The organism is Leeuwenhoekiella sp. A16, assembly GCF_047946675.1.
Taxonomy (GTDB): Bacteria; Bacteroidota; Bacteroidia; order Flavobacteriales; family Flavobacteriaceae; genus Leeuwenhoekiella.
The window spans coordinates 3,271,562-3,298,066 of sequence record NZ_CP172313.1 but is presented as its reverse complement, the minus strand read 5'-3'; the positions used below and the strand labels follow the sequence as shown (position 1 = coordinate 3,298,066).

The following is a 26,505-nucleotide window of genomic DNA, read 5'->3' as shown; positions in this document are numbered from 1 at the left end:
AAGCTTCGTCTTTTAATTAAATATCGACCGCGCCTCCTCATAAACCCGCTCAAAATTAGTTTCTAAATCGGCCGCGGTAAATTGCTTTGATTTATCGGGAAGCTCCCTCCGAATTTTTTGCAATTTAAACTGTACCTTTTTATCCTTCCCATCCGCATAGGTAATAAATTCGCCCTGCTTTAATCGAAAGAAAACATCAGCTCTAATTTTTGGGATTTCTTTTTCTCCTGTGGTAACTCGCGTATCAAAATCAAGGTTATGGCCACGGCTCACGCTTTTGGTCGGATCCTTTATAATTTCAAAAAAGCGTTCATAATATTTTGCGGTGTCGGGGTCATTCACTTTGCCGAAAAACTGATAGGAAAGATTGCTCAATATGGCTTTGCTCGCCTTATCGCCATACATCATATCATTCTGGATCTTATCCTGCATTACGTAGATCGTTGCGATATTATAACTCCGCAGGGTTGCCGGAATACGATGCATATTCAGTAAGCGTATGGTCGGGGCTTCTTCCATCAACAAAAACGATGGTTTGGAATTACGCACACTCATCTGTTTGGTGATCGTGTGGATTATCGTTGCGATGACGGGCGAATAGGACGTTTCAAATTTTGGATTGTTCACAATCGAAATTACTGCGGGATTATCTTCATTATTAATGTTGAGCGGCACTTCATCCGCAGACAAGGCCATAAAAATATGTTGGGTACTGATCCGTTTGAGGGCATTGGCCAAAGTGCTTTTGACACCGGCGGTCTGCCGTTCCGAATCCTTACCGCTAATAAAGGCATCTGCCATTGCCCGCGATGTCGTATTGGTTTCCAAAAACTGGATCAGGCTGTCCGTATCCAGATACTGATAAATGGCGATCAAATGGGGCAGGGTACAGTATTCGGGATAGGATGTTTTCAGCTTCCAGATCAGACCACCGATCAATCCTTCCGCAGCATCATTGAAAAATTTGGTAGTTCCCGAAGTGCCGGACTCCCTTTGCTCCAACAAGTTCTCGATCAGCACCCGGGAAACCTCATTTACGCTTTCCTCGTTCTCCAAATAGCGTGGCGCAATAGGATTTACCCTGTGGATGATTCTGTCAAAGGAAATGATCTTAAAAGGGACTGCGCCGTCTCTAAAGAGCGGATAGGCGATTTCTATCAGCTCAAAATCCTTATAATCGTGAATGATCCCGCAAAAGCCCTCTTTTTGGAAATGTCTTAGGAAACCATAAACTACGCTCTCGGTCTTTCCACTTCCGGCAGAGCCTATGATGGATGCCCCGCGTATAACGTTTTCGAGTTTGAAGTTTCTTTTAGTCGTTGCAAAGCTTACACGATACTTCCTCTCGGCACTTTTCGGCTCGTCCGTTTTGTGCAGAAAAACGTACAGCCCTGTATTAATCAGCATAAGCGGGCAGACTAGAACCAATGAAATCAAGATCAGGTCGTTACTATTTGATAGATAAAATATCAAAAACCCAAGCAAAACCAAGTTTAAGATAAAGGCATAACGCGTCAATCTGTACAGCATATAAAACAGCGCACTAGCTAAGCCAATAATTAAGAGTATCGTTGTAAGGTTGTCCAATTGCATAACTAATATTTAGATTCCGATGGAACTTGATTTGATGGAGACGTCCAAACCTTTGCGCAGCTTATTGAAAACTTTTAGGGCAAGCTGCGCCTGATTGGTCGGGATGCTCGGCATTATCGGGATGCCCGTTTCCCGCATCAGTTTAAAAGCTATTGCCTTTTCGTTGGTGGGCAATTTCATCAAGGAAGCAAAATAGATTTTTGGGTTTTTGACAAAATCCTTCCGGGCCTTGTAGGTTTCCGCAAAGTTGCGCTGATAGTCAAAAGACCTGTCAAAGGTCTTTTCGGCATTTTCAAAGAATCTGTCCCGGTCAAAACCCCGTTTGACATTCTTGCCGTGCATCTCGACTTCCGAAGCTGTATGTTTGCTCCCGGGAGAAAGGCTGAACGAATTGGAAGCATCCTTACGGCTCACAATAATATGGATATGGCTCTGGTTTCCGGCCTTTGGCATTCCCTGGACAATTCGTTTCCCATCCTGTTGGTGCGGGGCTTGCTTTTCTAATTTTGCAATTTCACGTTCCCGTTTGCTAACACTTCCTTCCATTGAGCCGCTTTCAATACTTCGGATCTCATTTTTTAGCTGGAGTATTTTGGTGGCAAAGGGCTGGTTTTCCCTGATTTGTTTGTCCGTTCCCTTGAAGGTTCTTTGATGCTCAATTTTTGCGTAATATTTTATATCATAGATGTTAACGAGTCGCCCATTGATTTCCCGGTTGAACGATTTTACATAATCCTTCATCAGCTCACGGGTGTACTTTTTTAAATCTTGGCTGCTGTTCTGTAACCGGTTCAGTTCGTATTTGGAAGGACTGACGGTAATCGAATAAAATTTCGGTTCTTTCTTTTTCAGTTTGGCACCGTTTCCATCAATATCTTTTACCACTTCCTCGGCTGAAATTTCATTGCCATATTGATTGAAAAAGTGCTCCATATCTTCCTGCTCCAGACCTTGGTTTTCCTTTTCGAGATAGCCCACAAAATCAGCCGAACTTTGGGAGTATTTCCCGCCCAATTTTTGAGGTGTGATCGTGATGTACATAGCTCAAAATTTTATAGTTCTTTACTTTGGTTTTGCTTTTCTCGGAAACGTACTTCCTTCTTTTCTTCCAAAACTTTCTTTTCTAAAATCAGGGGTTTCTTTTTCGGTTCTTGGGTTTGAAAGAGGGATTCGATCATCGCCACGGTGGGTTTGGTCTGGGTCTTTTCCATATCCCTCATTATGGCGATTACCGCATTGATCCGTTTCTTTAAATTGGCCTCGATCGTCCTTCCGGTGGGGCCCAGTTTTTCCCGTGGTGAGATTTCGTTGTAGAAGAAAAAATCGAGCATCGTGGCCATTGCCTCGGTGTGCGATTTGAAGTGTGTTCTTGAAAATTCTTGGAAACGTTTCGCCGTTTCCTTTTTGAACCTAATGCCAATAAATGAGTCCATATTTCGCCGATTTGTCGCAAATCCTTCCCTAAAAATGGGCGCTTGCAGGGCATTTGTCGCAAATCGCAGAAATTTAAATAATCGACTAATTTTTAAGTGTTTAAAAATCAGGTGATTAACAAGAAATAGGAGTGCTAAACATCGCATCGCGTGTTACCCTCTTGCTACTCCTTTTCGTCCCGCCGGGCGGGACAAAAATTTCGTACAATTTGGCTAAAAGCCAATTGCCAATTTCAGGAAAAAATTTCCCGTTATTTGATTTTTCGATGGGCAGGGTTATCGGCGAAAGTCAAAAAATGGATACCCCTGCGTAAAATTGAGTGCTTAATTTCAGCGAAATAAAGATAAAGCTTTTTATTGAATTGATACCAATGGAAAGAAAAAAGACCCTTGAATTTTCAAAGGTCTTTCCGTTCCTATTTGGCAGATTTCAGATATTAAACACATAGGTATAATTGTAAAGATTCCGTAGTGCTTCCTCTTCGATCATCACCTCAAAATTGGTATAATGTTCCTTTGCGTAATTTCGGATATCATCGCCGAATTTTTGCTCAACGTCCTTTTTGGAACTTTCCAAAAGGCGTTCTTGGGCTTCCCCGTTCAGGTCTGAAAAATTAAGATAGATCATAACTTTTAGGTTTTTGAACGGGTTAATATTCGCTTGGTAACATCAGCGTATTATCCACAAAAAACAACCGCAGTTCATCCAATGGAAAATCCGTTATCCGATAACCGTGTTTTCCAAAAATGTTCCCGTTTCCATCGCTGTAAATAATCTCTGCTTCGTTCCCAGAATAATCCTGTCTTTCCTTGGGCAATCTTTTAAAGTCGATGGTTACAAAATAGGTTTTATCCATCAAGGTTTTGGCAAATGCAGAGGTATCGGTAATCAGCCAAAAACATTCCGCAGCTTCCGCCAAATATTTCAGTCCGTTGGTGTATCGGGTTTTTAATAATGGGATTTGAAATATGGTTTCCGAACCGTGAAAATGTTGTAAACCCTCTTGAATTTCGTTAACTTGTGCTTTCATTTTGATTTCTATTTATGGAGTTAATAATGAAAAAGAGGGCGCATCTTTAGACGGTTACGCCCTCTTTAATTTTAAATTCTACTTGTCTATACTTCCAAGTAAAAGGATTTCGTTGGCTTCCACTTCGGTAACATATCTTTTGATACCGTCCTTATCCTCGTAGCTTCGGGATTTCAATTTTCCCGTTACCCCGATTTCCTTACCCTTTCCGGCATATTTCTCGATAATTTCGGCAGTTTTGCCCCAGGCTACAATTGTGTGCCATTCGGTACTTTGGACTTTTTCTCCTTTGGTATCCTTGTAATACTCATTCGTGGCGAGTGAAAGACGGGCTACCTTTTTACCGCTTTCAAGGTTCGTGATCTGTGGCTCTTGGCCAACGTTTCCGATCAACTGTACGTGATTTTTTAAAGTGCTCATAATAAAAGATTTAAAGCCTGCGTTGTCGGCAGACAGGATTAATAATGCTACCTGAACCTTTCAGATAGTTTGCGTTTATATTTTTTTGAAATGATTTACTTATTATATCCAGAGCGTTTTCCTTTTTTGTTTTTTTTAGTCCCGCTTCCTGTTTGATGTTTTTGTAAGCTTTCATAATATTTCAGTTCAGATTTACTTCCCATAGAGCCGTCCGCTGTTACCTTTTTTTGTTGCTGATACATTTTCAATATTTGGAATTAACAAGGAGTTATAAAAGGGAGGCACGACCGGTTATGCACTCCGTTTAACTTCCAAATGTTGGTATTTTGCTTACAAAAAAACGGTTGGGACAGCGGCGGGGCGGGAGTAGGTCTAAATGCCTTTTGTGAAGTACCAAAACATAGGAAGTGGGACTAAATGATAAATGGAATTCAGATTTGGCGGACTCCGTTCACGATTTCGTATTGGAATGGAGTGCGCTTCCCAGTCCCGAGGTTTCGGGACGGGAAGAGCAAGCGGAATGGAAAGTAGTAATCGGGGATGGTGTCCAAGATGGTTGTAAGGAAGCTCTTTGCCCGGAATGCAGCTTTTCGCGGAATGGAGCGGCAATGTGCTGACCGGGTTATGAAAACCGATTATCCTCTTGAAGTAGGATTTAAAGCAGACTTGACTTCAAAGTTGTAGATGGGAATGGGTTTTGACCGCTTCCCGTTTTTCTTGGGAATGAGCGCGCAAGTGGAATGGAAATCGGAAACTTTAGAGATGTTTTCAAGACCTTTTTAATGAAGCGCTTTTCCCGGAATGGCGCCCTTCGGTTTTGCTCAGGACAGGCTTTTTTCTGCGGAATACAAGGCAATGGGCTGAATGTAAATAGTATCTCAATTAATAGAAATTAGATAGCTTTGGATAAATAGAGTACAGCAAACGTAAGGACAACCATAGTTAAAATCCATAAGATTACATAAACGCTTATTCTTGTATTGAAATATGATATTTCATCATCAAATTCAGAATCATTTTTTAAAATTCTCTCAATGTCTGATTTTTCCATTATATCAAGGTTTTTTGCCTTAACATTTTGATAGTGTTTTTTTATCCGATCCCTCATCGTGATAACCGACCAAATTGTGTAAATAAGATATATTATGGATATTCCTATAAAAGCGAAGAAAAGCACAGTAGTATCTTTGGTGAAAATCTGTTCAAAATCCTTTTTAATTAGGGTTCTAATTACGTAAACAGACATAAAAAAGGATATATAGAGAAAATTACTTTTTTGATAATTTGTTCTCAATTCTTGAAGGCTATTTCTTATTTCTTTTAAAATATCTGCTAATTCATCATTTATTTTTGATCTAACTTTAAGGTATTGTGATACATTTTCTTTGAGATAAATTTTGTGTCCAGAAAGAATAGAACTAAATACTGAATCATTTAAAACTATGTTATTTGGGGTAATATGAAGGGATATAATGTTTTTTGATATGCCTAGTTTATCAGCAATATTGGCACTATCGTCAAAAATCCAGTTATTAATTTTTGAATATATGTCGTAGTTTTTTGTTAGATCCTTGACAGGTAACTTTCCTTGAAAAAATTTATAACCTTTTAACTGGTAAAATAAATTATTCCCCTGTAAATAGGTAACATCAAAAAGGCTCGTAATTGAAAACAAATTACTCAAATTTGTGAGACGAGATGGTAAAAAAAGACAGCTCAAATTATGATCTAAAACTTTAAAGTCACTTCCTATGTAGGGATATTCATTATTTTGATCAAAATTTGAATATTCAGGATATGTTTTAAAATTTTTGTTTACAAAGGTTGAATCATTTACCCTTACACACTTTGAATATAAATGAGCCTGTTTATTTTCAATCATATTAAAATTGACAAAACCATTTCTTTTTATATCATTAGAAATTGTCTTTAACAGTTCAATCGCCGATCTAGATTCAACCCACTCGTTGAAAGATTTTTCACAATATACATTTCTATTAAACTCCTTTGAATCTTTGTAAATTTCTAATTTTATGGATAATTCATCATCTCGAAGAAGTTGAATCGCGTTATACTCACTAACAAAATTTTGATCTATAGAATTCGAACAGGTCAATAAATTTTCATCGTCATTTAGCGTAATTCTCAAGCTCCATTCATCAGAAATATTATTAAAAAAGTTGTTTAAATTCCCTTCACTTCTTAATGATGTTTTTTTCCTGACAATTCCTGAAATAATGGTCTTTTCATAGCGATCATTACAAATAAGATCGTCTCCATTTGAAAAAATAAAACCTACTATTTCTGAAATGCTATTCATCTTCACTTCTCAAAAACTCTTTATAAACATCTTCATTTTCTGTTAAAATCTGCAAATACATTTGTCCACTACTGGTTTTACCAGAGCGTAATGTTTTTCTGAAATGAGGAACGTCTGTCTTTAGGTATAGATCAATTGCATCAGATACTTTGACCCTAGTTGACATTCTTTTTTTAATGTGCTTTTTTGAAATATCGAATGATCTATCGAAGCCTAGACTAGATGGTAAGGATCTAATTTTAGCAACTAAGGGATCAATTTTTAAATTTTCATCTTCAGGTTCATAATTTGAGAAAAGAGTTTCTATAAAATCTTCTATTTCAAATATATCCTTCCTACGATAGTAACCAACGAAACTGTTTCTGAGAATACGATAATCAGCTGGATGTTTCTTTTTAATCCCGCTAAAAACACGGGTGTCAAAAAAATCCATAGATTTTTCTGTATTAAAAGCATCTGTATGTTTAGCTTCAAGCTCTAAAAATTCTCTCCACCAATATTTAGATAAGTTAGCATCGAGGACATCAACTTCATCAGCAACAATTCCATCTTTCAAATGTATCAAAGCTGCTTTAAAAATCTTTTTATCCCAAGGTAATCCACTACGAATCGTAAGGGAATTTTCATCAAGAAATTCATTATGATCGGCTTTACAAATAATAATATTTTCCTTTCCGTCTATTTCAACATATGCCTGGAACAAACTACCTTTTAAAATATCAACTTTTAATTTTTTATTGTCGAGTTGTTGTTGAGCATCTTTTTCTTTATTTAAGAGCCGTTGAGCAGCCAAATTAATTGTTTTTTTTCGGTCGTTATCTGTAACAATATCATCCAGGACATTTCTTACTTCTGATTTTGAACTAGAAAATATATACTGTCTTTTTCTAGGGCTTTCCGTTATTTCCTTAAAAAGCTTGTCAGTATATTCCTTTAAGGAGTCGCTATGTGTAATGTTAATATCTCTTATTGAAGAGTCTCTATGATTTATATGATTAAGGGACGCATATTTAATAGTCATATATCAAAAATTTTGTTAAAGATATTAATATTGCGGGAGATCAATTCTTTTCTTTAAAATTTATCTCTACAATTACATATAGGTATTCACTTTTATCAATGGTATTTTACGAATTTTGCGATTGGTTATTTAAACAAACTTGACTATTTATGTCATTAAAAAACCTACTCCTGTGAAGTAGGTTTTCTTCTTTAAGGATTTAAAGTTACCTTAAAGCTCAAATTGTAAAATCTGTTCCTCAATTTCAGACTTTCTTTCCTCCAAAGTGGATTGTAAGTGCGTTGTAACCAATTTGATAAGGTTCGTATTGGTCGTTTTAAACTCCGAATTGTGGGAATCCCGGATGTAAAACGAAGCTGAATCCCCTTGATTGTAGTTGAACTTCGTCAACTCGTTCAAGGTTTGGGTCAACCGTTCCCGTTGCGTGGCCAATCCTCTCAGCTTTTCAAAATTTTGAATCCGGTCGTCCAAACTAATGCTAGCCTTTTTGGATGTTACCGCTTTTTCTGATGAAGCGGTTTTTCCGATAGCTTCATCGGTCAACTTTTTCTGTACTTCCTTTTTTAACGGATGCATTTTCCTTTTTTGCAGTTCCATTTTGTTTTACTGTTGTTGCCATAATTAAAAATTTTAAGTTAAACATTATTTTAAATCGTTTTGGCAGCTAGTAAGGCAACGAGCAATACCAAAACAGGGCATTAACAGCCACGGGAAGGAAAGGGCAAGGTATGAGCGGTTATTTTTCGCAGAAAAATGTTCGGCATCCCGAAGGGTCTGGCCTTGACCAAGCGGTGGGACGTGGCTACATTTGCCCACGGTTTGGTTTTGGTTGACTCAGCTGACCGATAAATAAAATGAATTAACGCAGAAATTTATGGCTTAATAAAAAACCAAAATCTGCAAGGAATCAAACAAGAAAAAATAAGAGTGCCGACTGGATTAGAACCTAAAAGGTGCTTTCCAAACCGAATTATTGATAATGCACCCTTGTTTCGGCCGTGTTCGTGGTGTTTAATTTACTGCGCAATGAACGCATATCCGAAGATACCTTTTGCTCGATGACCCGGGCATAGATTTGCGTTGTGGAAAGCTTTGTATGCCCCAAAAGCTTTGAAACGGTCTCAATGGGCACACCGTTGGAAAGCGTCACGGTGGTTGCAAACGTATGCCTTGCCGCGTGGAACGTAAGCTTTTTATTGATTTTTAGGATTGCCGCTATTTCCTTCAAATATTTATTAGTCTTCTGATTGGAAAACACCGGTAGCAGTTTTTCTTGCTTGCTTTTAGGTTCTTGGTCATACTTTTTCAGGATAGCAAGTGCTTTGTCCAAAAGTGGGATTTTCACCGCTTCATCATTCTTTTCCCTTTTTGTGAATATCCAGTAATCCCCATCGATGCCGCGTACAATATGGTCGTCGCAAAGCAATTTCACGTCGATATAGGATAATCCTGTATAACAGGCAAAAACAAAAACGTCCCTCGTTTTTTGGTGCATCCCTTTTGAAAGCTGACCGGATTCCAAGATTTCAAGTTCCGATTGGGACAGAAATGCCCGTTGGTGTTTTGTGAACTTTAACGAGAACCTTACAAAAGGGTCTTTCTCGATCCATTCCAACCGAAGGGCAAGGTTCATCATCTTTTTTAATCGCTCTAAATGTTTCATAACCCCATTGTTTTTAAGGGGCTGGGAACGATTTATGGATTTTCCGTTGCGCAGGAACTGTTCAAAGTCAATGATGAATTTGTAGGACAATTGTTTTAGGAAAACGTCATTGGTTTTCAACTTGTTCTTCAAATAACGTTTGATATAGCGCTCTGTAGTGAAATAATTCTTCAACGTGCCGGGCTTGAGTACCGAAACCATATTCTTGTTGTGGTAGGAAACCAGTTGAAGCAGCGTTTTGTGCTGTTCATCTTCCCCGAGATACCGGGCCTTGATGGCCTGGGCGGTAACGTATTTGGATTCGCCCAGAAGCTGTTTGTGGCATTCCAATAAATCGGAATAGACTTGATCTAAATAGACGTTAAGGGCTTTCCCCTCGGAAGTTCTCGAATTAGCTCTCTTGGAACGGGTATCCCAATAGGTAACCGATGTGGATCGTTTTAAACTGATTTCGGCACGTTTTCCATCAACCGTAATACGGGCATAAATGGGTGCCAAACCATCTTTTTTCTTGGCCATACTCAGCCAAAAATGAATGCTAAAAGTCTTGGAAGTCTGCATAAACTCTCGCTTTAAGTGAATAATCGATTTGTTTACGAAAGTCAAATCGCTGCGAAAGTCAAGTCTATTGAATTACCAATGTAGTGAAAATTCTGGTAATAAATCAGGTAACCGAATAGGTAACCTTTCATTTGATATTAAAGCCAATCTTATGATTTCAAGAAAAATTAAAATCCTTGATTTTCATAAGATTAGCTATATTTTGGTGTTCATTGACACCGTAATTGTCGGGGTGGCAGGATGCTACCTCAACTTATTAATCGTTGTTAATCAGTAACTTATGATTATTTTTATTTTATAGGTCACCGGATCGGACAAATTTTTGAATGAACGCTGTGATAACTTTGAATGCTTCACGCAATTACGAATTTAATACTATTTAAGTATAATTAAAATGAAACCAATCAATTTACATAAAACCCCGGAAAGCATGTTAATACTTCTTTATTATCAGAATTTGAATCTTACTTTAAGATAAACCATTACCTTCATTTTTTCAATTGTATAAGTCTTGAGAAGAATACATTTCTCGATAGGTATTTATATGAATACAGCTCATTATCCTGTATTAACCCTTTAAAATATACCATACCAAAAGGTAAGTTAGATATTTCTGAAAATCGCTATTTATCGAAACATACAATATGGCTGTGAAATAGGAGCGTCTTAAGTATTTTAATCCTTTTAAACTCCATGGTAAACTTGGAATAGGCCTCTTTCTAATTTTCAATGTGATCATTGATGCTAAAGTTGGCGACAACATTAGAGTCCCAACATAAATACTAATTGGGTTTTATTTTTAAAATTGCATAATATGCTATGGAACTAAATACTGTTAATAGAATTATTGCCCGAATTCAAGAACTTAACGCAACAAATCAAAATTTTAGATTTGTTGTATGGCTATCAAAAAATACAAACGTTTAAACCTTAAAGAAAGAGTCATAATCCATACTCTTTTAGAGGAGAACAAGTCCAAATCCTTTATCTCAAAAAAGCTCTTTAGATCAAGATTCTGCATTACCCGGGAAATAAAAAAATGGGTGGTTAAAATGTTATCAAAAACCTATAGCATTTTTGCCCTTGTAGACTGTAACAATTTTTACGCTTCCTGCTAACGTGTCTTTAATCCAACCCTTATCGGTAAACCGGTTGTTGTTCTATCTAATAACGATGGTTGTGAAAACATAGGATACACGTATTTTCCAGTAACTATGCTTTATATGGGGATATGAGAATAGGGTTATGAATTTACTCTCTGATTTTTCCCCTGACATGAAAATCTATTCGATCGATGAGATATTTCTGAAATTGAACCGGTTTAACCTATATAACCTGGACGCATATGGCCTACAGATGATAAGTAAGATCAGAAGAATACAGTTATTCCCATTAGCATTGGAATAGCCACTAAATCCCTGGCTAAAGTAGCCAGTAAAATTGCTAAAAAATTTGCAACTCGTACGAATGGAACCTATGTTCTGGACTCTCCCCATAAATAGAAAAGCATTAAAGTGGACAACTATTGGAGATGTCTGGGGCATAGGAAAAGTTACTAAAATAAACTTCAGTATATTAATGTGCAAAGCGCATGGAATTAGTACAACTACCCAATCAGTATGTTTTAAAGGAAATGACTATCGTTGGTCAACGGCTGCAACGTGATCTTAATGGAATACCTACCTTGAACCTGGAAGAAGTGACCCAAAAAAATTGCCGTAACTCGCTCTTTTGAGCACATGTATGAAAATGATGAATACATACACGAGCGCATCGCGACACCTGCATCTAAAATTTCCTTAAAGCTGCGCACAGATCTTATACTTTTTTGCAGACTAACCAGCATGACAAGATCTGACACAATATAATCCGGGAATAACTATGCATTTGCGGGTAGCTTCAAATTCTACCCTACTCTAACCAAAGTTGCCATAGAAGGAATACAACCTATTTTTAAAACGGGACATCATTACAAAAAGCCGGCCTTATTGCTCTTGCTCTCATTCCCGATGATACTAAGCAATTATCTTTCTTTTCGGTTGAAGATACCAGGCACAAAAAATTAATGCACACAATTGATCGAATAAACCAAAATAGTTTTGATCAGATCAAATTTGGGGGTCAATATCTCGATGAAGTTTAGAAAATGCAACAAGCGCATTTATCCCAACGGTATAAAACACGATGATGAAATAAATAAATTAGGCTTAATTAATTACTTCTAAATATTAAAATCATCCCTTTCAAAGTTCATTTCTGACAATACCTCATTTTAACATTCACTATAAATTCAGATCAAAAACTCTTCTAAAAACACATATAAACGTTTAATTCCATTTAAATGTGAAAAAAATGTGAATTTTTATTTTAAATTAAAAATAACTTTCTAATATTTACACCCCAATTATTGATACTCATAACTGTGAATACATACCTACTCAGTAAGTTAAGACTTACAAATAGAATCGATGATCAAACTTATTTATTGATTCCTCACTAGCACTACATTATTTGCCTCAAAATTTATATAAAGTCAATTTTTAACCCATTTCAAACGATTTATTACAACAATGAAACAAAAAACTCCTCTCTTCAATTTATGGCAGTTGTTTAACTCGCCATATTTTTATTTTATTTTCATCTGTTCATTCACACCGATCATAAAGGCTCAAACGACCGAACAATTTACTTCCGCCCCTACATTTATAGAATATTCCGGGATGCCATCTTGGAAGCAAACTGCTGAAGTAAACATAGGTGGTGTAGACTATCAGATAACCAATGCCGGTAATGGTGGGTGGGAATTTGCCAATACGGGCGGCTCTGATAACAGTTCTAATATTCTTTATAGCACCGCTGCAACCACTAATGTTGTCATCAAAAGAAAGGATGGCGAAAAATTTCAATTTTATGGAGTATGGTTGAAGTATACGAACTCCTCATCTTATGATCCTCCTTATCTGTCTGTTTCATATAATGGTTCAAGTCTGCCCAGCGAAACTTACAGTATCAATTCTCAGGTGACTTTAAATAAAAATGTTAGAGTGACATCAGTAACTCTTAATTTTTCCGGCCTTCTTAATCTGAATTTCGACAATTTGGTAGTTGGTCCCGCGGCTGTCTCCACCCCTGCAGTCAGCAGCGTCACAATTAGCAATATTTTAGGGGAAACAGCAACTTTTTCAGGAGAGGTGACTAATGATGGTGGCTCAACTGTAACTGATCGCGGATTCGTTTACAATACTGCAGGCAATCCTACTACTTCGGAATCTAAAATAGAATCAGGTACAGGTATAGGGTCTTTTCAAAAAAATATAACTAATCTTAACAAAAATACCGTTTATTACGTTCGAACCTACGCTACTAATGCAGATGGCACCACTTACGGCACTCAGGTAAATTTTAAGACATCTAAAGAACCCGGCATAAGCTCCTCGCCTGTAACAGAAGTAGAATATAATGATAATTATTCTTATTCCATTGTAGCCTCACAGGAAGGAGATCTGGAAACTACACTTACAGCCACAACCTTGCCGGAATGGTTAAGTTTTAGTTCAAACGGTCAAAGTTCTGCTACTGCGGTAGGAGCAATTCCTTCAGGTGCATATTTAAGTGGTGTGGCCGGTGATGATAATGGGAATATATATGCTATAAGACAAAACGGAACTGAAATCTTTAAAATAACCCCTGATGGGAACACGATATCTTGGAAAGCGGATTTGACGCCTGGCTCTGTATATGCACTTATGATTTCTGACGGCTATGTATACATCCCAAGGTACTATAATGCCGCCAACTCTATTACGCGCATCCCAATAAATAATCCGGAAGCGAGCGAAGAAACCTTCTATTCTGTAAGTGGTGGTATCCTCTCATTGGCAGAAAAAGACAACTATATCTACGCTGCGAATTATAGTGGCAGACAAATCATTAAAATTGATAAAACCACCAAAAGCGGAGAGGTTATTTTAGATAGTACAGATGGTATACCTAGTTATGGACCTTTCGGTATGTGTCTGGACGAGAATGACAATCTATATATTGCGACTTACGGGGGAAGAAGCGTCTTAAAATATGACGGTACTTCCCTCACCTCTGTACTTAGCGACTTGCCAAATGATGTGACATCGGTTAAAATTGATTCTAATGGAAATTTTTACTTGTCATTAAGCGGGGGCGGAGTACGAAAATATGACCCCACATGGTCCATATTTGAAACAATTTCAGAAAGTAATACCGATGATGTCTGGAGTATATCGTTCACTTCATCGGGAGCATTGGTTTATGCTATATTTAGTTCCAATCAGGTGTACAGACTACAAACAGGTGCAATTTTATCGGGAATCCCTGGAAAATCGCAATTAGGAGCACATCCTGTAGTAATTAAAGCTACTAATGAAGCGGGCAGTTCTACTCAGGAGTTTACTATACAAGTTACAGATAAAACAGGCCCTGTAGTACAAACATTTGATCCAGCAGACAATGCAACAAATGTCGATCTACAACCGTCTATAGCCGTGACTTTTGACGAGACTGTTAGTTTGAATGAAACCGGGACTGTGACTCTTTCAGATAGCGAAGGGGTTATACAAACTTATGACTTGACAATACAAGAAGAGCGTGATCAATTTTCAATTTCAGAGGACGGTCTCACCCTCTCTTTAAACTTAACTAAAAAACTTCCTGTTAATACCAAAATCTTTGTAACCCTAAGCAACGGTGTTGTTAAAGATACCTATGAAAATAATTTTCCCGGGGTCGCATCAAATACATGGTCTTTTACTACCATCAATAAATTAAATCAAAATATAACTTTCCCTGAAATTGCCTCGAAGGTCTATGGTGATAATAAATTTACGTTAGGCAATGAAAAAACAGACCAGGGATTAACTGTAACATATACAGCTCAAGATCCTAATGTTGTCTCAATCACTGGTAATGAGGCAACGATTCTTAAAGCCGGAAGTACAAAAATAACTGCCACCCAGGAAGGAAATGACAACTATTTTGCTGCCTCCCCCATTACTCAAACCTTAGAGGTAGACAAAGCAGCGATCAGCATTGCAGCAGATGCAAAAACAAAGATCTATGGAGAAGCAGATCCTGCCCTCACCTACACCATTACTTCAGGAGCCTTGGTAGGCAGCGATGCAATTACCGGTGCACTCGCACGTGAGTCAGGAGAAGACGTGGCGGAATACGAAATCAATCAGGGAACCCTGGAAGTGAGCAGCAACTATGAACTTGCATTCAGTAAGGCAAAACTGACTATCACAAAGGCAGCGATCAGCATTGCAGCAGATGCAAAGACCAAGGTCTATGGAGAAACAGATCCTGCTCTCACCTACACCATTACTTCAGGAGCCCTGGTAGGCAGCGATGCTATTACCGGTGCACTCGTACGTGAATCTGGAGAAGATGTGGCAGAATACGGAATCAATCAGGGAACTTTGGAAGTTAGCAGCAATTATGAACTTGCATTCAGCAAGGCAAAACTGACCATCACAAAGGCAGCGATCAGCATTGCAGCAGAGACAAAGACCAAGATCTATGGAGAAACTGATCCTGCCCTTACTTATACCATCACTTCAGGAGCCCTGGTAGGCAGCGATGAAATTACCGGTGCACTCGTACGTGAAGCTGGAGAAGACGTGGCAGAATACGGAATCAATCAGGGAACTTTGGAAGTTAGCAGCAATTATGAGCTTTCATTCAGCAAGGAAAAATTGACCATTACAAAGGCGGCGATCAGCATTGCAGCAGATGCCAAGACCAAGATCTATGGAAATACTGATCCTGCCCTTACCTACACCATTACTTCAGGAGCCCTGGTAGGCAGCGATGCTATTACCGGTGCACTCGTACGTGAAGCTGGAGAAGACGTGGCAGAATACGGAATCAATCAGGGAACCCTGGAAGTGAGCAGCAACTATGAACTTGCATTCAGTAAGGCAAAATTGACCATTACAAAGGCGGCGATCAGCATTGCAGCAGATGCAAAAACAAAGATCTATGGAGAAACTGATCCTGCCCTCACCTACACCATTACTTCAGGAGCCCTGGTAGGCAGCGATGCAATTACCGGTGCACTCGTACGTGAAGCTGGGGAAGACGTGGCAGAATACGAAATCAATCAGGGAACCCTGGAAGTGAGCAGCAACTATGAACTTGCATTCAGTAAGGCAAAACTGACTATCACAAAGGCAGCGATCAGCATTGCAGCAGATGCAAAGACCAAGGTCTATGGAGAAACAGATCCTGCTCTCACCTACACCATTACTTCAGGAGCCCTGGTAGGCAGCGATGCTATTACCGGTGCACTCGTACGTGAATCTGGAGAAGATGTGGCGGAATACGAAATCAATCAGGGAACTTTGGAAGTTAGCAGCAACTATGAACTTGCATTCAGCAAGGCAAAACTGACCATCACAAAGGCGGCGATAAGCATTGCAGCAGATGCAAAAACCAAGATCTATGGAGAAACTGATCCTGCCCTTACTTATACCATCACTTCAGGAGCCTTGGTAGGCAGCGATGCAATTACCGGATCACTTGTACGTGAAGCTGGAGAAGATGTGGCGGAATATGAAATCAGTCAGGGAACCCTGGAAGTTAGCAGCAATTATGAACTTGCATTCAGTAAGGCAAAACTGACAATAACCCGGGCAAAAGCTATAATTACCGCAGATGAAATTCAGACTTACATATTTGACGGTAAGATTAAAAATACAGTAGCCGGTCTTAATCATGAGGAAACAGCACTGACCTATTCTCCCGAGCAAGGTTATATCAATTCAGGTACTTATAAAATAACTATTGCAGCTCAGGAAACGAGAAATTATAAGGCTGCTACAAAAGAAGTTTCTTTAATCATTAGCGATGCCGAGTTTAAAGATCTTGCCCTGCAAAGTAAGATGTTCACCTACGACGGAATGGTACATTCATTAGAGGTAACTAATCTTCCTGATGGTGCAACCGTAGAATATAATAACAATGGTCAAATCAATGCCGGGACATACCCAGTAACTGCCAGAATTACCCAAAACAACTATAATGACAAAGTTCTCACGGCTACGCTGACAATTGATAAAGCTTCACAACATATTTCTTTTGATGCAATACCATTAAAAAAGCTGGAAAAAGATGAAGATTTTCAGTTAGAAGCTAAAGCTTCTTCAGGTTTATCAGTAAGTTATGATTATACGTTTAATGGCAATGATTCACCAGCTTTAATTACTACAACCGGGTTTGTAAATCTAATATCTTCAGGAGAGGTAACCATTACTGCCTCACAACAAGGAAACAATAATTATCTGCCGGCAGAAGACATTACCAGAATACTTACTATTGAAAGTAATGATGCTCTTGCGCATAAATTAATGATTAACAAAAAGGTTTACGATAAACCTAATAGCAAAATCTATTACTTAATTGAATGTGACGACATCTCAACAAGTATGGAGATCGAGGTTGAAACTGAGCCCAATGCAGCTGTAAGTCCGTCAAAGAAATTCAATATTAACACTCCGGCTCCCGGCCTGTATCATCAAAAAGTTGATGTAATTTCTCAAAATGGTGTGGCATCACAGTCTTATGAGATTACCGTCGAGAAGCGCTTTAATTTTGAAGATATCGTTATTCAGAAATTCAATAATGTTCTGCTGGTAAACAACAATCCGGAAACTAACGGGGGGTATAGGTTTACTAAATATGTTTGGTATAAAAATGGGGATATAGTAAGTAAAAACCAATATTATTCAGCAGGTGACGATCGCGGAGATAGGCTGAATCCTAATGATGTTTTCAAAGTAGAGATGACAACTGAAGATGGAGAAATTTTACAGACCTGTAGTACCCAGATCCAGTTAAAAGAATCTTTTTCTATGAAGGCTTACCCTAATCCTGTTTCTGTGGGAGGAAACTTTACCCTTCTGGCAGATTTGCCAAAAGACGAACTTAACACCTTACAAATAACAGTTTACAACTTATCTGGTGTTGCATTACAAAGTGTGCAGTCTAATTTAAAGGTAACAGAAGTTCAAATACCAGATCTACCGGCAGGAGCTTACATGGTAATAGCAAAAACAAATTCAAGAGAAAAATCCTTCAAACTTATTGTACAGTAAAATTACAAATCCCGCTTTCTAACCAGCGAGCGGGATATAATTGAAAGAATTGTACAACACTTATAAAACAACAAATGAAATCTAATAATAAAATATATTATATAATCGCCCTAATCGTGGGATTGGCAAGTTTTAATCAGGTAAACGCCCAGCAGAATAATGAGTTATCAATTTTTGCCAAGGGAACTATTTCTACTTTGAAATATGATTTAGAAGGGGCGACAACCATTCAGGGCGATGGCGGCGCAATAGGTATTAGTTACAGTCGCTATTTGTCGTCTAATATCAGCATAATTACCGGAGGTTCTATTCAATATTATGAGTCGGGTGCAAACTTTCATACATTAAGCGATTCCTATACGACTACAGACCTGGAAGGTGAAACATTTGAATTTCGCTATGTTGCCATGAATTATGTCGAGCAACAGCGAGCTTATTATGCGAATATCCCCCTGCAAATCCAATTTGAAACTACTGGTACCGGAACCCGATTTTATGCCACAGTTGGTGCACAGGCAGGTTTCATGTTATCTGCCAAATATGATGGCTACTATCGGTCGTTGAGAACAAGTGGCTTTTATCAGCAGTATAATGCAGAACTTTTTAATCCTGCATTTATGGGTTTTGTTAATCAGAATAATCAGGATATAACAGAAGGTGATCTTCAATTAAAAACAGCTTTCAGCACCATTTTTGAAGCAGGCATAAAACAGGTTTTAACCCCTAAAAACTCTGTTTATTTAGGTATTTATCTCGATTACGGTTTAAATAATATCAACAAAATTGAAAAGGATCAAAACCTTATAGATTATCGTACTGAAGAGCCAGATACTTTTACTTTTAATTCAGTATTTACCTCGTGTAATCAAAACAACTCTACTGCTTACCTTAATGATATTAAACCCGTCTCGTATGGTGTTAAACTTAGATATGGTTTTGATTGGTAGTGAGCAAATTACACAACAATTAAAAATCAATGATAGCGCCAGGTATTTAGAAGGTTTGGACTTCACTGAATCATTCATCAATTAGGCTACTTCATAGAATTTGCGTGGAGCCCTATAGAATTTTTGCAAGACTTGAACTAATAAATCTCAGGAAACAACATATACTATACATTAATTTCTCGTTTTCAAGATTTAAACCTTTTGTAAAATATTTAGGTTCATCCTTTATTATGCCGTTATCATAATAATATAAAAACTACTATTAAATATGCTCCTGGGAGGTATCTATTTTTATCCTCAAGGTACTACCGCACCAGAAGGAAAATTACGTATTCTTTACGAATGCAATCCTAAAGCATTTATTACTGAGCAAGCAGGAGGAGTATGTAGGAATGGTCATGAAAGTATTCTTGATCACCAGCCCACCCAGCTTCACCAGCGCGTTCCTTTTTATTGCGGGAGCGAGAATTTAATGAGACAGGCACATTTATTTTTAAGATAAAATGTTTTATAATTAATGATACGTGTACTTTTTAAACCTCAAGAATGAATTGTAATTTATACTTAATAATATCGCGTATTTTTACAAAACTTATATAGACCAGAATGAAAATAAGTTATTTATCATTATTAATAGTGCTTTTTATTTTCAGTTGTAATGAAAATAAAGAAGTTAGTTCGATGAACCCAGAAAACTGGTCAAAACGAAACGCGGTAATAAATACAGAAGATTCGCTTGAATTCGGAAAATCTTATCTTTCTATTTACTCACAGATTTATAGTCTTTCAGAACATAAAACTCACAACTTAACAGCAATGGTAAGTTTAAGAAATACCAGCGATTCGGATACCATATATATTTTAAAAGCTGAATATTACGACACTCACGGAAAATCAATCAGAAAATATTTTGACAAGCCCATATTTTTAGCACCCATGGAAACCACAGAGATAATTATTGATGAAATAGACATTTCTGGAGGCACAGGATCAAACTTTATGTTTGATTGGAAAATACCAAAAAACTGCTCAGAACCATTATTTGAAGCAATAATGAGCTCCACGATGAGCCAACAAGGACTTTCATTTACTACACAAGCAGTACGAGTTAAATAAAACCACTCAATACATTACTCAAATCATTTTGCTGTAAACGCCCCCATTCATCAATTTCTGCATATCTTGAAATTACAAAATAATCTGATTTAATTGATTGTAAAAAGCAGAGAACAGCTTGTGCATCTACTACCTTTTTTTATCATTTGAAATTAGGAAGAATGCCGGTTCCCTTAGATGTTTTCAAATACACATGTGGAATTACCCTTTTTCTATGGAGAATAAAAAGATTTCTGAAGAAGTAAACCTGAATTGGATAAATATAGTTACCCTCTTATCTTTATGAATTAAGAAATATAATGCATTTAACGATTGAAAACATATTATTAATTGGCTCATTACTGCTTATTGTAAGTATTGTTGCAGGTAAGACTTCTTATAAGTTTGGTGTTCCTACTTTATTGCTCTTTTTAGCAATTGGAATGTTGGCGGGTTCTGATGGTATAGGAGATATTCATTTTGATGATCCTAAACTTGCTCAATTCATTGGCATAGTATCCCTTAACTTTATCTTGTTTTCTGGGGGGCTTGATACCCATTGGACAACCGTAAAACCTATTCTACGTGAAGGGATTGTATTATCGACATTTGGTGTTTTACTAACAGCAATTTCTTTAGGCACCTTTGTATGGTTTCTTACTGACTTCACAATTTATGAAAGTCTGTTATTGGGTTCCATTGTGTCATCAACCGATGCAGCAGCCGTATTTTCAATTCTACGTTCAAAAAGCGTCGCCTTAAAAACCAATCTTAGACCCACTTTGGAATTAGAAAGTGGTAGTAACGACCCTATGGCATATGTGTTGACTATTGCATTTTTATCTTTAGTAGTCAATCAAGACAAAAGTGTATTATCTATAATCCCGGTATTTTTACAACAAATGATTCTGGGTGGTATCGCGGGTTTTGCCTTTGGTATGCTGAGCAAATTCATAATCAATAAGATAAAACTTGACTTTGAAGGGCTTTATCCTGTTTTGGTTATCGCCCTCATGTTCATTACATTTTCTGCCACAGATTTTGTGGGTGGTAACGGATTTCTAGCCATTTATATTTGTTCGGTCTACCTAGGTAATCAGGACCTAATACATAAAAAAACCATCTTGAAAATGTTTGATGGCCTGGCCTGGTTAATGCAAATTGTTCTGTTCCTAACTTTAGGTTTACTTGTTTTTCCTTCTCAAATCATCCCGTATATGGGTATTGGACTACTCATTTCATTATTTCTGATATTTGTTGCTCGGCCTATTGGTGTATTTCTTAGCCTTATGTTTTTCAAAATGAAATTGAGACGAAGATTTTACATTTCCTGGGTTGGATTGCGGGGCGCTGTTCCTATTGTCTTTGCTACTTATCCGCTTTTGGCGGGAATTGATAAGGCGCATATGATTTTTAACGTTGTATTCTTCATTTCAGTTACATCCATTTTAATTCAAGGAACGACCCTTTCAATTGTTGCAAAATGGCTAAATGTTTCATTACCCGTACAGGCCAAGAAATTGACCCCAACGGATTTACTATTGGCAGAGAATCCTAAGGCCGAAATGAAAGAAATGTTAATAACTCGTGACTGCTTTGCAGTAGATAAGAAAATTGTAGAACTAGGGTTTCCTAAAAATGCAATTATAGCAATGATTAAAAGAGATGATGGCTATATAATACCTAACGGTACAACAAGAATTGAAGCAGAAGACATACTCATTGTTCTAGCTGACAGGTCTAGCATTTTTGACGAAGTAGACAGGATATTTAAACCATACACAAGTCCAGGCAGAGTTTAGTGAAAACTCTCATTTCAACATTTTTATTAAATCAAAAAACGAGATAAATAGAGCAGAATTAGATTTTGATTTCAATACTTTTTTATGCGCACATCTCTAAAAAAAGCATGTTTTATAATAAAGCAATCAATTAAATAGTTTCTTGCCTTCCCTTTAACCGTACTTCTATTTTCTTCTTTTTTTCAGTTAACCGTTTCATAAGATCCATTAAATCTGAATCATTCGTTTCTTTATAAATTTCATTAATGCCTAAAATAAATCGTTTTGCTTCACGTGATGCATTTACACGATCGCTGGTAGTCATATTGCTCATCTTTGACTTTTCAAAATCAATAGCTTCTTGTACGATATCCAATTTCATCTTTTTCTTAATATAACCATATTGCAAATTTAATTAATGAAATATGGGGTTCATTCATCACTTCCCATAATAATGAAAAAATACATTTATATATAATTCTATTAAATTTTCTTTTACTAATCGATATAAATTAACGGTGGAGTGCTATTAACGGCGTAGCTTCGAAAGGACCCAGATTGATTATCCTGGATTGACTAAGACCATATCTTCTCCAAAAATCTGGTCTTCTGTCCATAACGCATATGATATATTCTGAATGGCTATTAACAAAATGTTTTAAATCATCTTCTGTTTCTAGATATTCTGTACTTATTGAGGTTCCTGTATATACCTCTATCTGAGAACAAACTTTTTTTAAATTAGCCTTTTGGATAGGTGTCATTCTGTTTAATCCACATAAAACGACGAGCTTGACTGTCCCTTTAGCAATTTTAACAAGCTCGTACCAATTGTCAATTTTGGCTTCAGGCATTTCGATTTCGAAGTTGGAAATCAATACAAATTCCGGACACTTCTTTAAATGTGCAGAGGAAGGTATTATCATAACAGGACATTCCCTGATATTTTCCAGTACTCTTTTTGCATTTCGGCTATATCTGTCAACTTTATTATCTATCCTGTTTTTTAAGGTAAGAATCACTAAATCAATATTAACTTCTTTGATTGTTTTCCAGATACCTTCAATCAAATCCGAACACTCAGAAATTGCATTGAAGCGGTGCTTTTTGTTTGGACTGGTTTGAGTAAATTTTTGGATTACACCGCCCAAACCATCAATAGAATCATTTTTTGGTTTCTCAAACCAATCATCATCTGCCTGCAGAAGTTGTAGGGCATTTAATCCCCCAATATTATAGGTATATGTATTGAGAAAATAAAATTCACACTCCTCTGGTTTAAAAAATTTAACTGCATATTCAATAGCATGGTATCTATTGAATTTGAAATCCAGTGGTATAAGAATCTTTTTCATAACATTTGTTTTTTATCTGCGGTGATACTTAGATAGGTTTTCATAAATTATTCTTTTTAGCTTTCTGAACTCATGTATCAATACGGAATAATGATCTCTTCTTTTCTCGTGTTCTTTTGCTCTGGCCAAATCATATTCCTGCTTCCCATATATAAATTCTTTTCTTAATTCTTGCTCGTATTGACAGAATGAACCCATTACTAAAGTATTTTTTCTACGCAAACCCTGAAGGTGAATCCGTATAGTATTATTTTGAATGAGTTGTTTCTCGATTAATTTTAAATGATCGAACTCAGCATTTATGTTTTCGATTGTATCGATCCATTGACTCAATTCTATGAGATCTTTTTTAATGCAAAGTTTTCTATGAGCGTCATTTTTATAAGACAATGTGATTTTCAATTGTGCTTTACTTAGTCATTAATTTGAAAATCATTAATCAATGAAAACTTACCCTTCACTTTACTAAAAAATTCATCCTTCAATCTTCTGTACTTGTCTAAATGGTATAAATAACTGCGCCTGTAACTTTCATGATCTGTGATAAATGCCATATCGCATTGTGTATCTTCACACTCGACTATTCCATCTCTTGAACTCATATAGTTGTGGAGGGCACTCAATAACGTATCGTTTTCAGTTTTTTTCTTTTTAAATTTTTTAAGAATGCTTTCATCTCCCAGTTTTTTGCTCAAATCATTTGCACATAAATCAATAAGATTCTGTAATTCCTTTTTGATGTATTTTAAGTGGTTGATCCAATTATCCAGTTCTATGGTATTTATCTTATGGCTCACATCTACATCGTGATCATGATTATATATTTGTGTTTCAAATGCTTTCATAATGTTCTCTTTTTAAATAGGCACTTCAATTCTCTTCTGATTCTCATCTTGTTTTACAACATCAATTTTAAGATGTTGTCTTCCATTCGGAAATTCCCACTCAACTGTATCTTCTTCTGAATACCCTACAAGGGCTGAGCCCATTGGGGTAAGAATTGATATTTTATCGTGTTTCAAATCCTTCTCTGAGGGTATAACAAGCTGTAAAGATTTTTTCCATCCTTTATTCGAAGAAACCGTAACCGAACTGTTGAAACGAACAACATCTTCAGGCATATCTACTTCATCTACTATCATTGCACTTTTTAATTCTTCAAGTAGTTTTCCCACTGATCTTCTAGTTTCTAGATCTTCCGCATAACCCGAAATATTTAGAATACGCTTTAAATACACATACTCCTTCTTTTCTATTATTAAGCTTCCGTACTTCATGTCTTTTTATATTTTAGGGGATTATAGTTTATGGGAAAATACCTCTTTGGATGTAAGCCTTTGCAATGCGTTTAATGGCAATGCAATAAGCTGCCGTACGCAAATCAATAGATTCACGTTCAGAGTATTCATAAACTTTATCAAAAGATTCTTTCATCTTTTTATGAAGCTTTGTCATTACTTCTTCCAGTTGCCACAGCTCCCCATTTCGGTTCTGTAACCATTCAAAATAGCTACCTACAACTCCACCAGAATTGCACAATATGTCTGGGATAATAGTTATACCGCTCTCCAATAAAATTTTCTCACCCTCTACGTTGGTAGGTCCATTGGCACCTTCAGCAATTAAACGCGCTTTAATATTTGGGGCATTGTCTTTTGTAATCTGATTTCCCAATGCTGCCGGGATGCAGATGTCGCATTCTGTGCCAAAAAACTCTTCTTTATCTAATGCGTATGCTTCTGGAAATTCAACAACACTTCCATTATTGGATTTAATATAGTCTGAAAGATTTTCAACGCTAATGCCATTTTGATTTTCCACACTACCCAAGGCGTCTTGTACCGCCACCAATTTTGCACCTTCCTTTTCAAGAAAATGTGCGGTCCAGTAACCTACATTCCCAAAACCTTGAACAATGAATTTTTTACCTTCAAGTGTTTCATTATTACGCTGTGTCCAGAATTTGATGGTCAAAAACACCCCATATCCCGTAGCTCTATCGCGCCCTTCAAGACCACCACTACCATCAGGCTTACCCGTTACCACATGCTGGTTCGCACTTCGTTCTGCCGGTGGCCGCGTGCTCATATAAGTATCCGCAATCCACGCCATTGTTTGACCATTCGTATTTACATCTGGAGCAGGAATATCATGTTCTGGCCCAATATTATCTGCTAATGCAAACGTAAACCTACGAGTGATACGCTCGAGTTCTCCCTGAGAATATTTAGAAGGATCTAACTGAATACCTCCTTTACCTCCCCCGTATGGCAAACCGGCAAGAGATGTTTTCCAGGTCATCCACATAGCTAGAGCTCTGGCTGCATCTATATCCACTGTAGGGTGATAACGGAGACCCCCTTTATAAGGACCCAATGCATTGTTGTGCTGTACGCGGTATCCGGTAAAAATCTCCACTTCGCCATTATCCATTTTTACCGGGAAATTGACTAAAATCTCATTGTTTGTAATACTTAATATTTTACGAATATCTGGATGAAGATCAATGTGATCTGCAGCACTGTTAAATTGCTCCATCACATTTTCCATCATTCCTCTTAAAGGTAATTTCTTCTTCGAATTCTTGGGTTCTAATGTTGTCAACATATTTAATAGATTATTTTTTATTTAAATTTTATTTCACCTGCATCTAAAGCATCAGGCAAGATCACGGTTACGCTGGGAAATGCATTGAAAAATTTTTTACCGTCTTTTCTTTTTATTTTAATCTTAGTAGCATCATTTTTTGTGGATTTAATTTCAGTTACAAGTACTTCTTCGCCATACAATTCTTTAAAGTTGGGAATACCCCCTTTTTTTATTATAAAATTTGATTTAGGAAATTTGACATAGTTGTAATTACCTGATCGTGGTTTATTTAATTCCATTACATCACCCACTTGTACGATTTGTTTATTATCAGTTTGTTTATTATCAGTCTTTATTTGAGCCTGCATGTTTAGGGTTCCTAACATTAATAGGCTGGCGATTAAATATTGTTTCATAGCTTTTATTTTATTGATTGTATATATTATAGATTTCTGATTTATTGCTGATTTCGTGTATTCGTTATGCTTACAAACATGTCTTCTTAGTGGTTTAGCAGATAACAACTTCTGATTTCTGTTCCTTGATAATGGCTTCTTTAGATTGTGAGGA

General features: G+C 37.0%; 23 protein-coding genes and 1 pseudogene. 6 read left to right on the top strand and 18 right to left on the bottom strand.

The annotated features are described in order from the left end of the window. Positions 1-12: 12 nt before the first annotated feature. The 11 genes from ACH3O9_RS14400 to ACH3O9_RS14350 form a co-directional block, all read right to left on the bottom strand. Positions 13-1,593 carry a type IV secretory system conjugative DNA transfer family protein gene (locus ACH3O9_RS14400; RefSeq protein WP_416441634.1) on the bottom strand — a complete coding sequence of 527 codons (1,581 nt, stop codon included), beginning with the start codon at positions 1,591-1,593 and terminating at the stop codon, positions 13-15. A 9-nt stretch (positions 1,594-1,602) separates the two neighbouring features. Beyond that, positions 1,603-2,634: a MobB family relaxase gene (gene mobB, locus ACH3O9_RS14395; RefSeq protein ID WP_416441632.1), complete on the bottom strand. Its 1,032-nt coding sequence runs from the start codon at positions 2,632-2,634 to the stop codon at positions 1,603-1,605. A gap of 11 nt (positions 2,635-2,645) precedes the next feature. After that, positions 2,646-3,026: a BfmA/BtgA family mobilization protein gene (locus tag ACH3O9_RS14390; protein WP_416441630.1), complete on the bottom strand. Its 381-nt coding sequence runs from the start codon at positions 3,024-3,026 to the stop codon at positions 2,646-2,648. 430 nt (positions 3,027-3,456) lie between these two features. Beyond that, a complete protein-coding gene (locus tag ACH3O9_RS14385; protein WP_416441628.1) occupies positions 3,457-3,654 on the bottom strand; it encodes a hypothetical protein in 198 nt (65 codons plus the stop codon). A 22-nt stretch (positions 3,655-3,676) separates the two neighbouring features. Next, positions 3,677-4,057 (bottom strand): DUF6876 family protein, encoded by a 381-nt coding sequence (locus ACH3O9_RS14380; RefSeq protein ID WP_416441626.1) that lies wholly within the window; start codon positions 4,055-4,057, stop codon positions 3,677-3,679. Between the two features lie 78 nt (positions 4,058-4,135). Then, a complete protein-coding gene (locus tag ACH3O9_RS14375) occupies positions 4,136-4,477 on the bottom strand; it encodes a single-stranded DNA-binding protein (protein WP_416441624.1) in 342 nt (113 codons plus the stop codon). Positions 4,478-4,572: 95 nt separating this feature from the next. After that, positions 4,573-4,719, bottom strand: a complete 147-nt coding sequence (locus ACH3O9_RS14370) for a hypothetical protein (RefSeq protein WP_416441622.1) — start codon at positions 4,717-4,719, stop codon at positions 4,573-4,575. Positions 4,720-5,369: 650 nt separating this feature from the next. Then, positions 5,370-6,797 carry a hypothetical protein gene (locus ACH3O9_RS14365; RefSeq protein WP_416441620.1) on the bottom strand — a complete coding sequence of 476 codons (1,428 nt, stop codon included), beginning with the start codon at positions 6,795-6,797 and terminating at the stop codon, positions 5,370-5,372. Then, on the bottom strand, positions 6,790-7,818 hold the full coding sequence (locus tag ACH3O9_RS14360) for a hypothetical protein (protein ID WP_416441618.1): 1,029 nt from the start codon (positions 7,816-7,818) through the stop codon (positions 6,790-6,792). The genes ACH3O9_RS14365 and ACH3O9_RS14360 overlap by 8 nt, the downstream gene beginning before the upstream one ends. Before the next feature lie 210 nt (positions 7,819-8,028). Next, positions 8,029-8,415, bottom strand: a complete 387-nt coding sequence (locus ACH3O9_RS14355; RefSeq protein ID WP_416441616.1) for a hypothetical protein — start codon at positions 8,413-8,415, stop codon at positions 8,029-8,031. A gap of 373 nt (positions 8,416-8,788) precedes the next feature. Continuing rightward, positions 8,789-10,042, bottom strand: a complete 1,254-nt coding sequence (locus tag ACH3O9_RS14350; protein WP_416441614.1) for a site-specific integrase — start codon at positions 10,040-10,042, stop codon at positions 8,789-8,791. Positions 10,043-10,941: 899 nt separating this feature from the next. Here ACH3O9_RS14350 and ACH3O9_RS14345 point away from each other — a divergent pair. The 6 genes and pseudogenes from ACH3O9_RS14345 to ACH3O9_RS14320 all read left to right on the top strand — a co-directional run bounded on the left by ACH3O9_RS14345 (position 10,942) and on the right by ACH3O9_RS14320 (position 22,012). Then, positions 10,942-11,160, top strand: a complete 219-nt coding sequence (locus tag ACH3O9_RS14345) for a helix-turn-helix domain-containing protein (protein WP_416441612.1) — start codon at positions 10,942-10,944, stop codon at positions 11,158-11,160. Between the two features lie 1,452 nt (positions 11,161-12,612). Next, positions 12,613-18,168, top strand: a complete 5,556-nt coding sequence (locus ACH3O9_RS14340; RefSeq protein WP_416441610.1) for an MBG domain-containing protein — start codon at positions 12,613-12,615, stop codon at positions 18,166-18,168. A 74-nt stretch (positions 18,169-18,242) separates the two neighbouring features. Then, positions 18,243-19,115, top strand: coding sequence for a hypothetical protein (locus ACH3O9_RS14335; RefSeq protein ID WP_416441608.1), 873 nt, complete (start codon positions 18,243-18,245; stop codon positions 19,113-19,115). Between the two features lie 265 nt (positions 19,116-19,380). Beyond that, a pseudogene (locus ACH3O9_RS14330) lies at positions 19,381-19,617 on the top strand (fructose-bisphosphatase class I); the annotation flags it as partial. A gap of 104 nt (positions 19,618-19,721) precedes the next feature. Next, entirely contained in the window at positions 19,722-20,231 is a 510-nt protein-coding gene (locus tag ACH3O9_RS14325; protein WP_416441606.1) for a DUF3124 domain-containing protein, read from the top strand. A gap of 299 nt (positions 20,232-20,530) precedes the next feature. After that, the gene (locus ACH3O9_RS14320; RefSeq protein ID WP_416441604.1) at positions 20,531-22,012 is read left to right on the top strand and encodes a potassium/proton antiporter; all 1,482 of its coding nucleotides are present in this window, start codon (positions 20,531-20,533) and stop codon (positions 22,010-22,012) included. 130 nt (positions 22,013-22,142) lie between these two features. Here ACH3O9_RS14320 and ACH3O9_RS14315 read toward each other — a convergent pair whose 3' ends face one another. From ACH3O9_RS14315 to ACH3O9_RS14285, 7 genes are all read right to left on the bottom strand, one after another. After that, the gene (locus ACH3O9_RS14315) at positions 22,143-22,367 is read right to left on the bottom strand and encodes a hypothetical protein (RefSeq protein ID WP_416446704.1); all 225 of its coding nucleotides are present in this window, start codon (positions 22,365-22,367) and stop codon (positions 22,143-22,145) included. A 136-nt stretch (positions 22,368-22,503) separates the two neighbouring features. Continuing rightward, positions 22,504-23,346 carry a hypothetical protein gene (locus ACH3O9_RS14310; RefSeq protein WP_416441602.1) on the bottom strand — a complete coding sequence of 281 codons (843 nt, stop codon included), beginning with the start codon at positions 23,344-23,346 and terminating at the stop codon, positions 22,504-22,506. A 12-nt stretch (positions 23,347-23,358) separates the two neighbouring features. Beyond that, positions 23,359-23,748 (bottom strand): hypothetical protein, encoded by a 390-nt coding sequence (locus tag ACH3O9_RS14305; protein WP_416441600.1) that lies wholly within the window; start codon positions 23,746-23,748, stop codon positions 23,359-23,361. 11 nt (positions 23,749-23,759) lie between these two features. Further along, positions 23,760-24,191, bottom strand: a complete 432-nt coding sequence (locus ACH3O9_RS14300) for a hypothetical protein (RefSeq protein ID WP_416441598.1) — start codon at positions 24,189-24,191, stop codon at positions 23,760-23,762. A gap of 12 nt (positions 24,192-24,203) precedes the next feature. Next, a complete protein-coding gene (locus ACH3O9_RS14295; protein ID WP_416441596.1) occupies positions 24,204-24,623 on the bottom strand; it encodes a GreA/GreB family elongation factor in 420 nt (139 codons plus the stop codon). 28 nt (positions 24,624-24,651) lie between these two features. Next, the gene (locus ACH3O9_RS14290; protein ID WP_416441594.1) at positions 24,652-25,953 is read right to left on the bottom strand and encodes a Glu/Leu/Phe/Val family dehydrogenase; all 1,302 of its coding nucleotides are present in this window, start codon (positions 25,951-25,953) and stop codon (positions 24,652-24,654) included. Between the two features lie 17 nt (positions 25,954-25,970). Continuing rightward, positions 25,971-26,351, bottom strand: coding sequence for a hypothetical protein (locus ACH3O9_RS14285; RefSeq protein ID WP_416441592.1), 381 nt, complete (start codon positions 26,349-26,351; stop codon positions 25,971-25,973). Positions 26,352-26,505: the final 154 nt, after the last annotated feature.

Bases quoted from the DNA above. Each gene is read 5' to 3' on its own strand.
- ACH3O9_RS14345 (WP_416441612.1), top strand. From the start codon at position 10,942: ATGGCTATCAAAAAATACAAACGTTTAAACCTTAAAGAAAGAGTCATA.
- ACH3O9_RS14360 (WP_416441618.1), bottom strand. From the start codon at position 7,818: ATGACTATTAAATATGCGTCCCTTAATCATATAAATCATAGAGACTCT.
- ACH3O9_RS14370 (WP_416441622.1), bottom strand. From the start codon at position 4,719: ATGTATCAGCAACAAAAAAAGGTAACAGCGGACGGCTCTATGGGAAGT.
- ACH3O9_RS14385 (WP_416441628.1), bottom strand. From the start codon at position 3,654: ATGATCTATCTTAATTTTTCAGACCTGAACGGGGAAGCCCAAGAACGC.
- ACH3O9_RS14335 (WP_416441608.1), top strand. From the start codon at position 18,243: ATGAAATCTAATAATAAAATATATTATATAATCGCCCTAATCGTGGGA.
- ACH3O9_RS14355 (WP_416441616.1), bottom strand. From the start codon at position 8,415: ATGGAACTGCAAAAAAGGAAAATGCATCCGTTAAAAAAGGAAGTACAG.
- ACH3O9_RS14325 (WP_416441606.1), top strand. From the start codon at position 19,722: ATGAAAATAAGTTATTTATCATTATTAATAGTGCTTTTTATTTTCAGT.
- ACH3O9_RS14375 (WP_416441624.1), bottom strand. From the start codon at position 4,477: ATGAGCACTTTAAAAAATCACGTACAGTTGATCGGAAACGTTGGCCAA.
- ACH3O9_RS14350 (WP_416441614.1), bottom strand. From the start codon at position 10,042: ATGCAGACTTCCAAGACTTTTAGCATTCATTTTTGGCTGAGTATGGCC.
- ACH3O9_RS14290 (WP_416441594.1), bottom strand. From the start codon at position 25,953: ATGTTGACAACATTAGAACCCAAGAATTCGAAGAAGAAATTACCTTTA.
- ACH3O9_RS14390 (WP_416441630.1), bottom strand. From the start codon at position 3,026: ATGGACTCATTTATTGGCATTAGGTTCAAAAAGGAAACGGCGAAACGT.
- ACH3O9_RS14285 (WP_416441592.1), bottom strand. From the start codon at position 26,351: ATGAAACAATATTTAATCGCCAGCCTATTAATGTTAGGAACCCTAAAC.
- ACH3O9_RS14365 (WP_416441620.1), bottom strand. From the start codon at position 6,797: ATGAATAGCATTTCAGAAATAGTAGGTTTTATTTTTTCAAATGGAGAC.
- ACH3O9_RS14320 (WP_416441604.1), top strand. From the start codon at position 20,531: ATGCATTTAACGATTGAAAACATATTATTAATTGGCTCATTACTGCTT.
- ACH3O9_RS14340 (WP_416441610.1), top strand. From the start codon at position 12,613: ATGAAACAAAAAACTCCTCTCTTCAATTTATGGCAGTTGTTTAACTCG.
- ACH3O9_RS14310 (WP_416441602.1), bottom strand. From the start codon at position 23,346: ATGAAAAAGATTCTTATACCACTGGATTTCAAATTCAATAGATACCAT.
- ACH3O9_RS14295 (WP_416441596.1), bottom strand. From the start codon at position 24,623: ATGAAGTACGGAAGCTTAATAATAGAAAAGAAGGAGTATGTGTATTTA.
- mobB (WP_416441632.1), bottom strand. From the start codon at position 2,634: ATGTACATCACGATCACACCTCAAAAATTGGGCGGGAAATACTCCCAA.
- ACH3O9_RS14400 (WP_416441634.1), bottom strand. From the start codon at position 1,593: ATGCAATTGGACAACCTTACAACGATACTCTTAATTATTGGCTTAGCT.
- ACH3O9_RS14300 (WP_416441598.1), bottom strand. From the start codon at position 24,191: ATGAAAGCATTTGAAACACAAATATATAATCATGATCACGATGTAGAT.
- ACH3O9_RS14380 (WP_416441626.1), bottom strand. From the start codon at position 4,057: ATGAAAGCACAAGTTAACGAAATTCAAGAGGGTTTACAACATTTTCAC.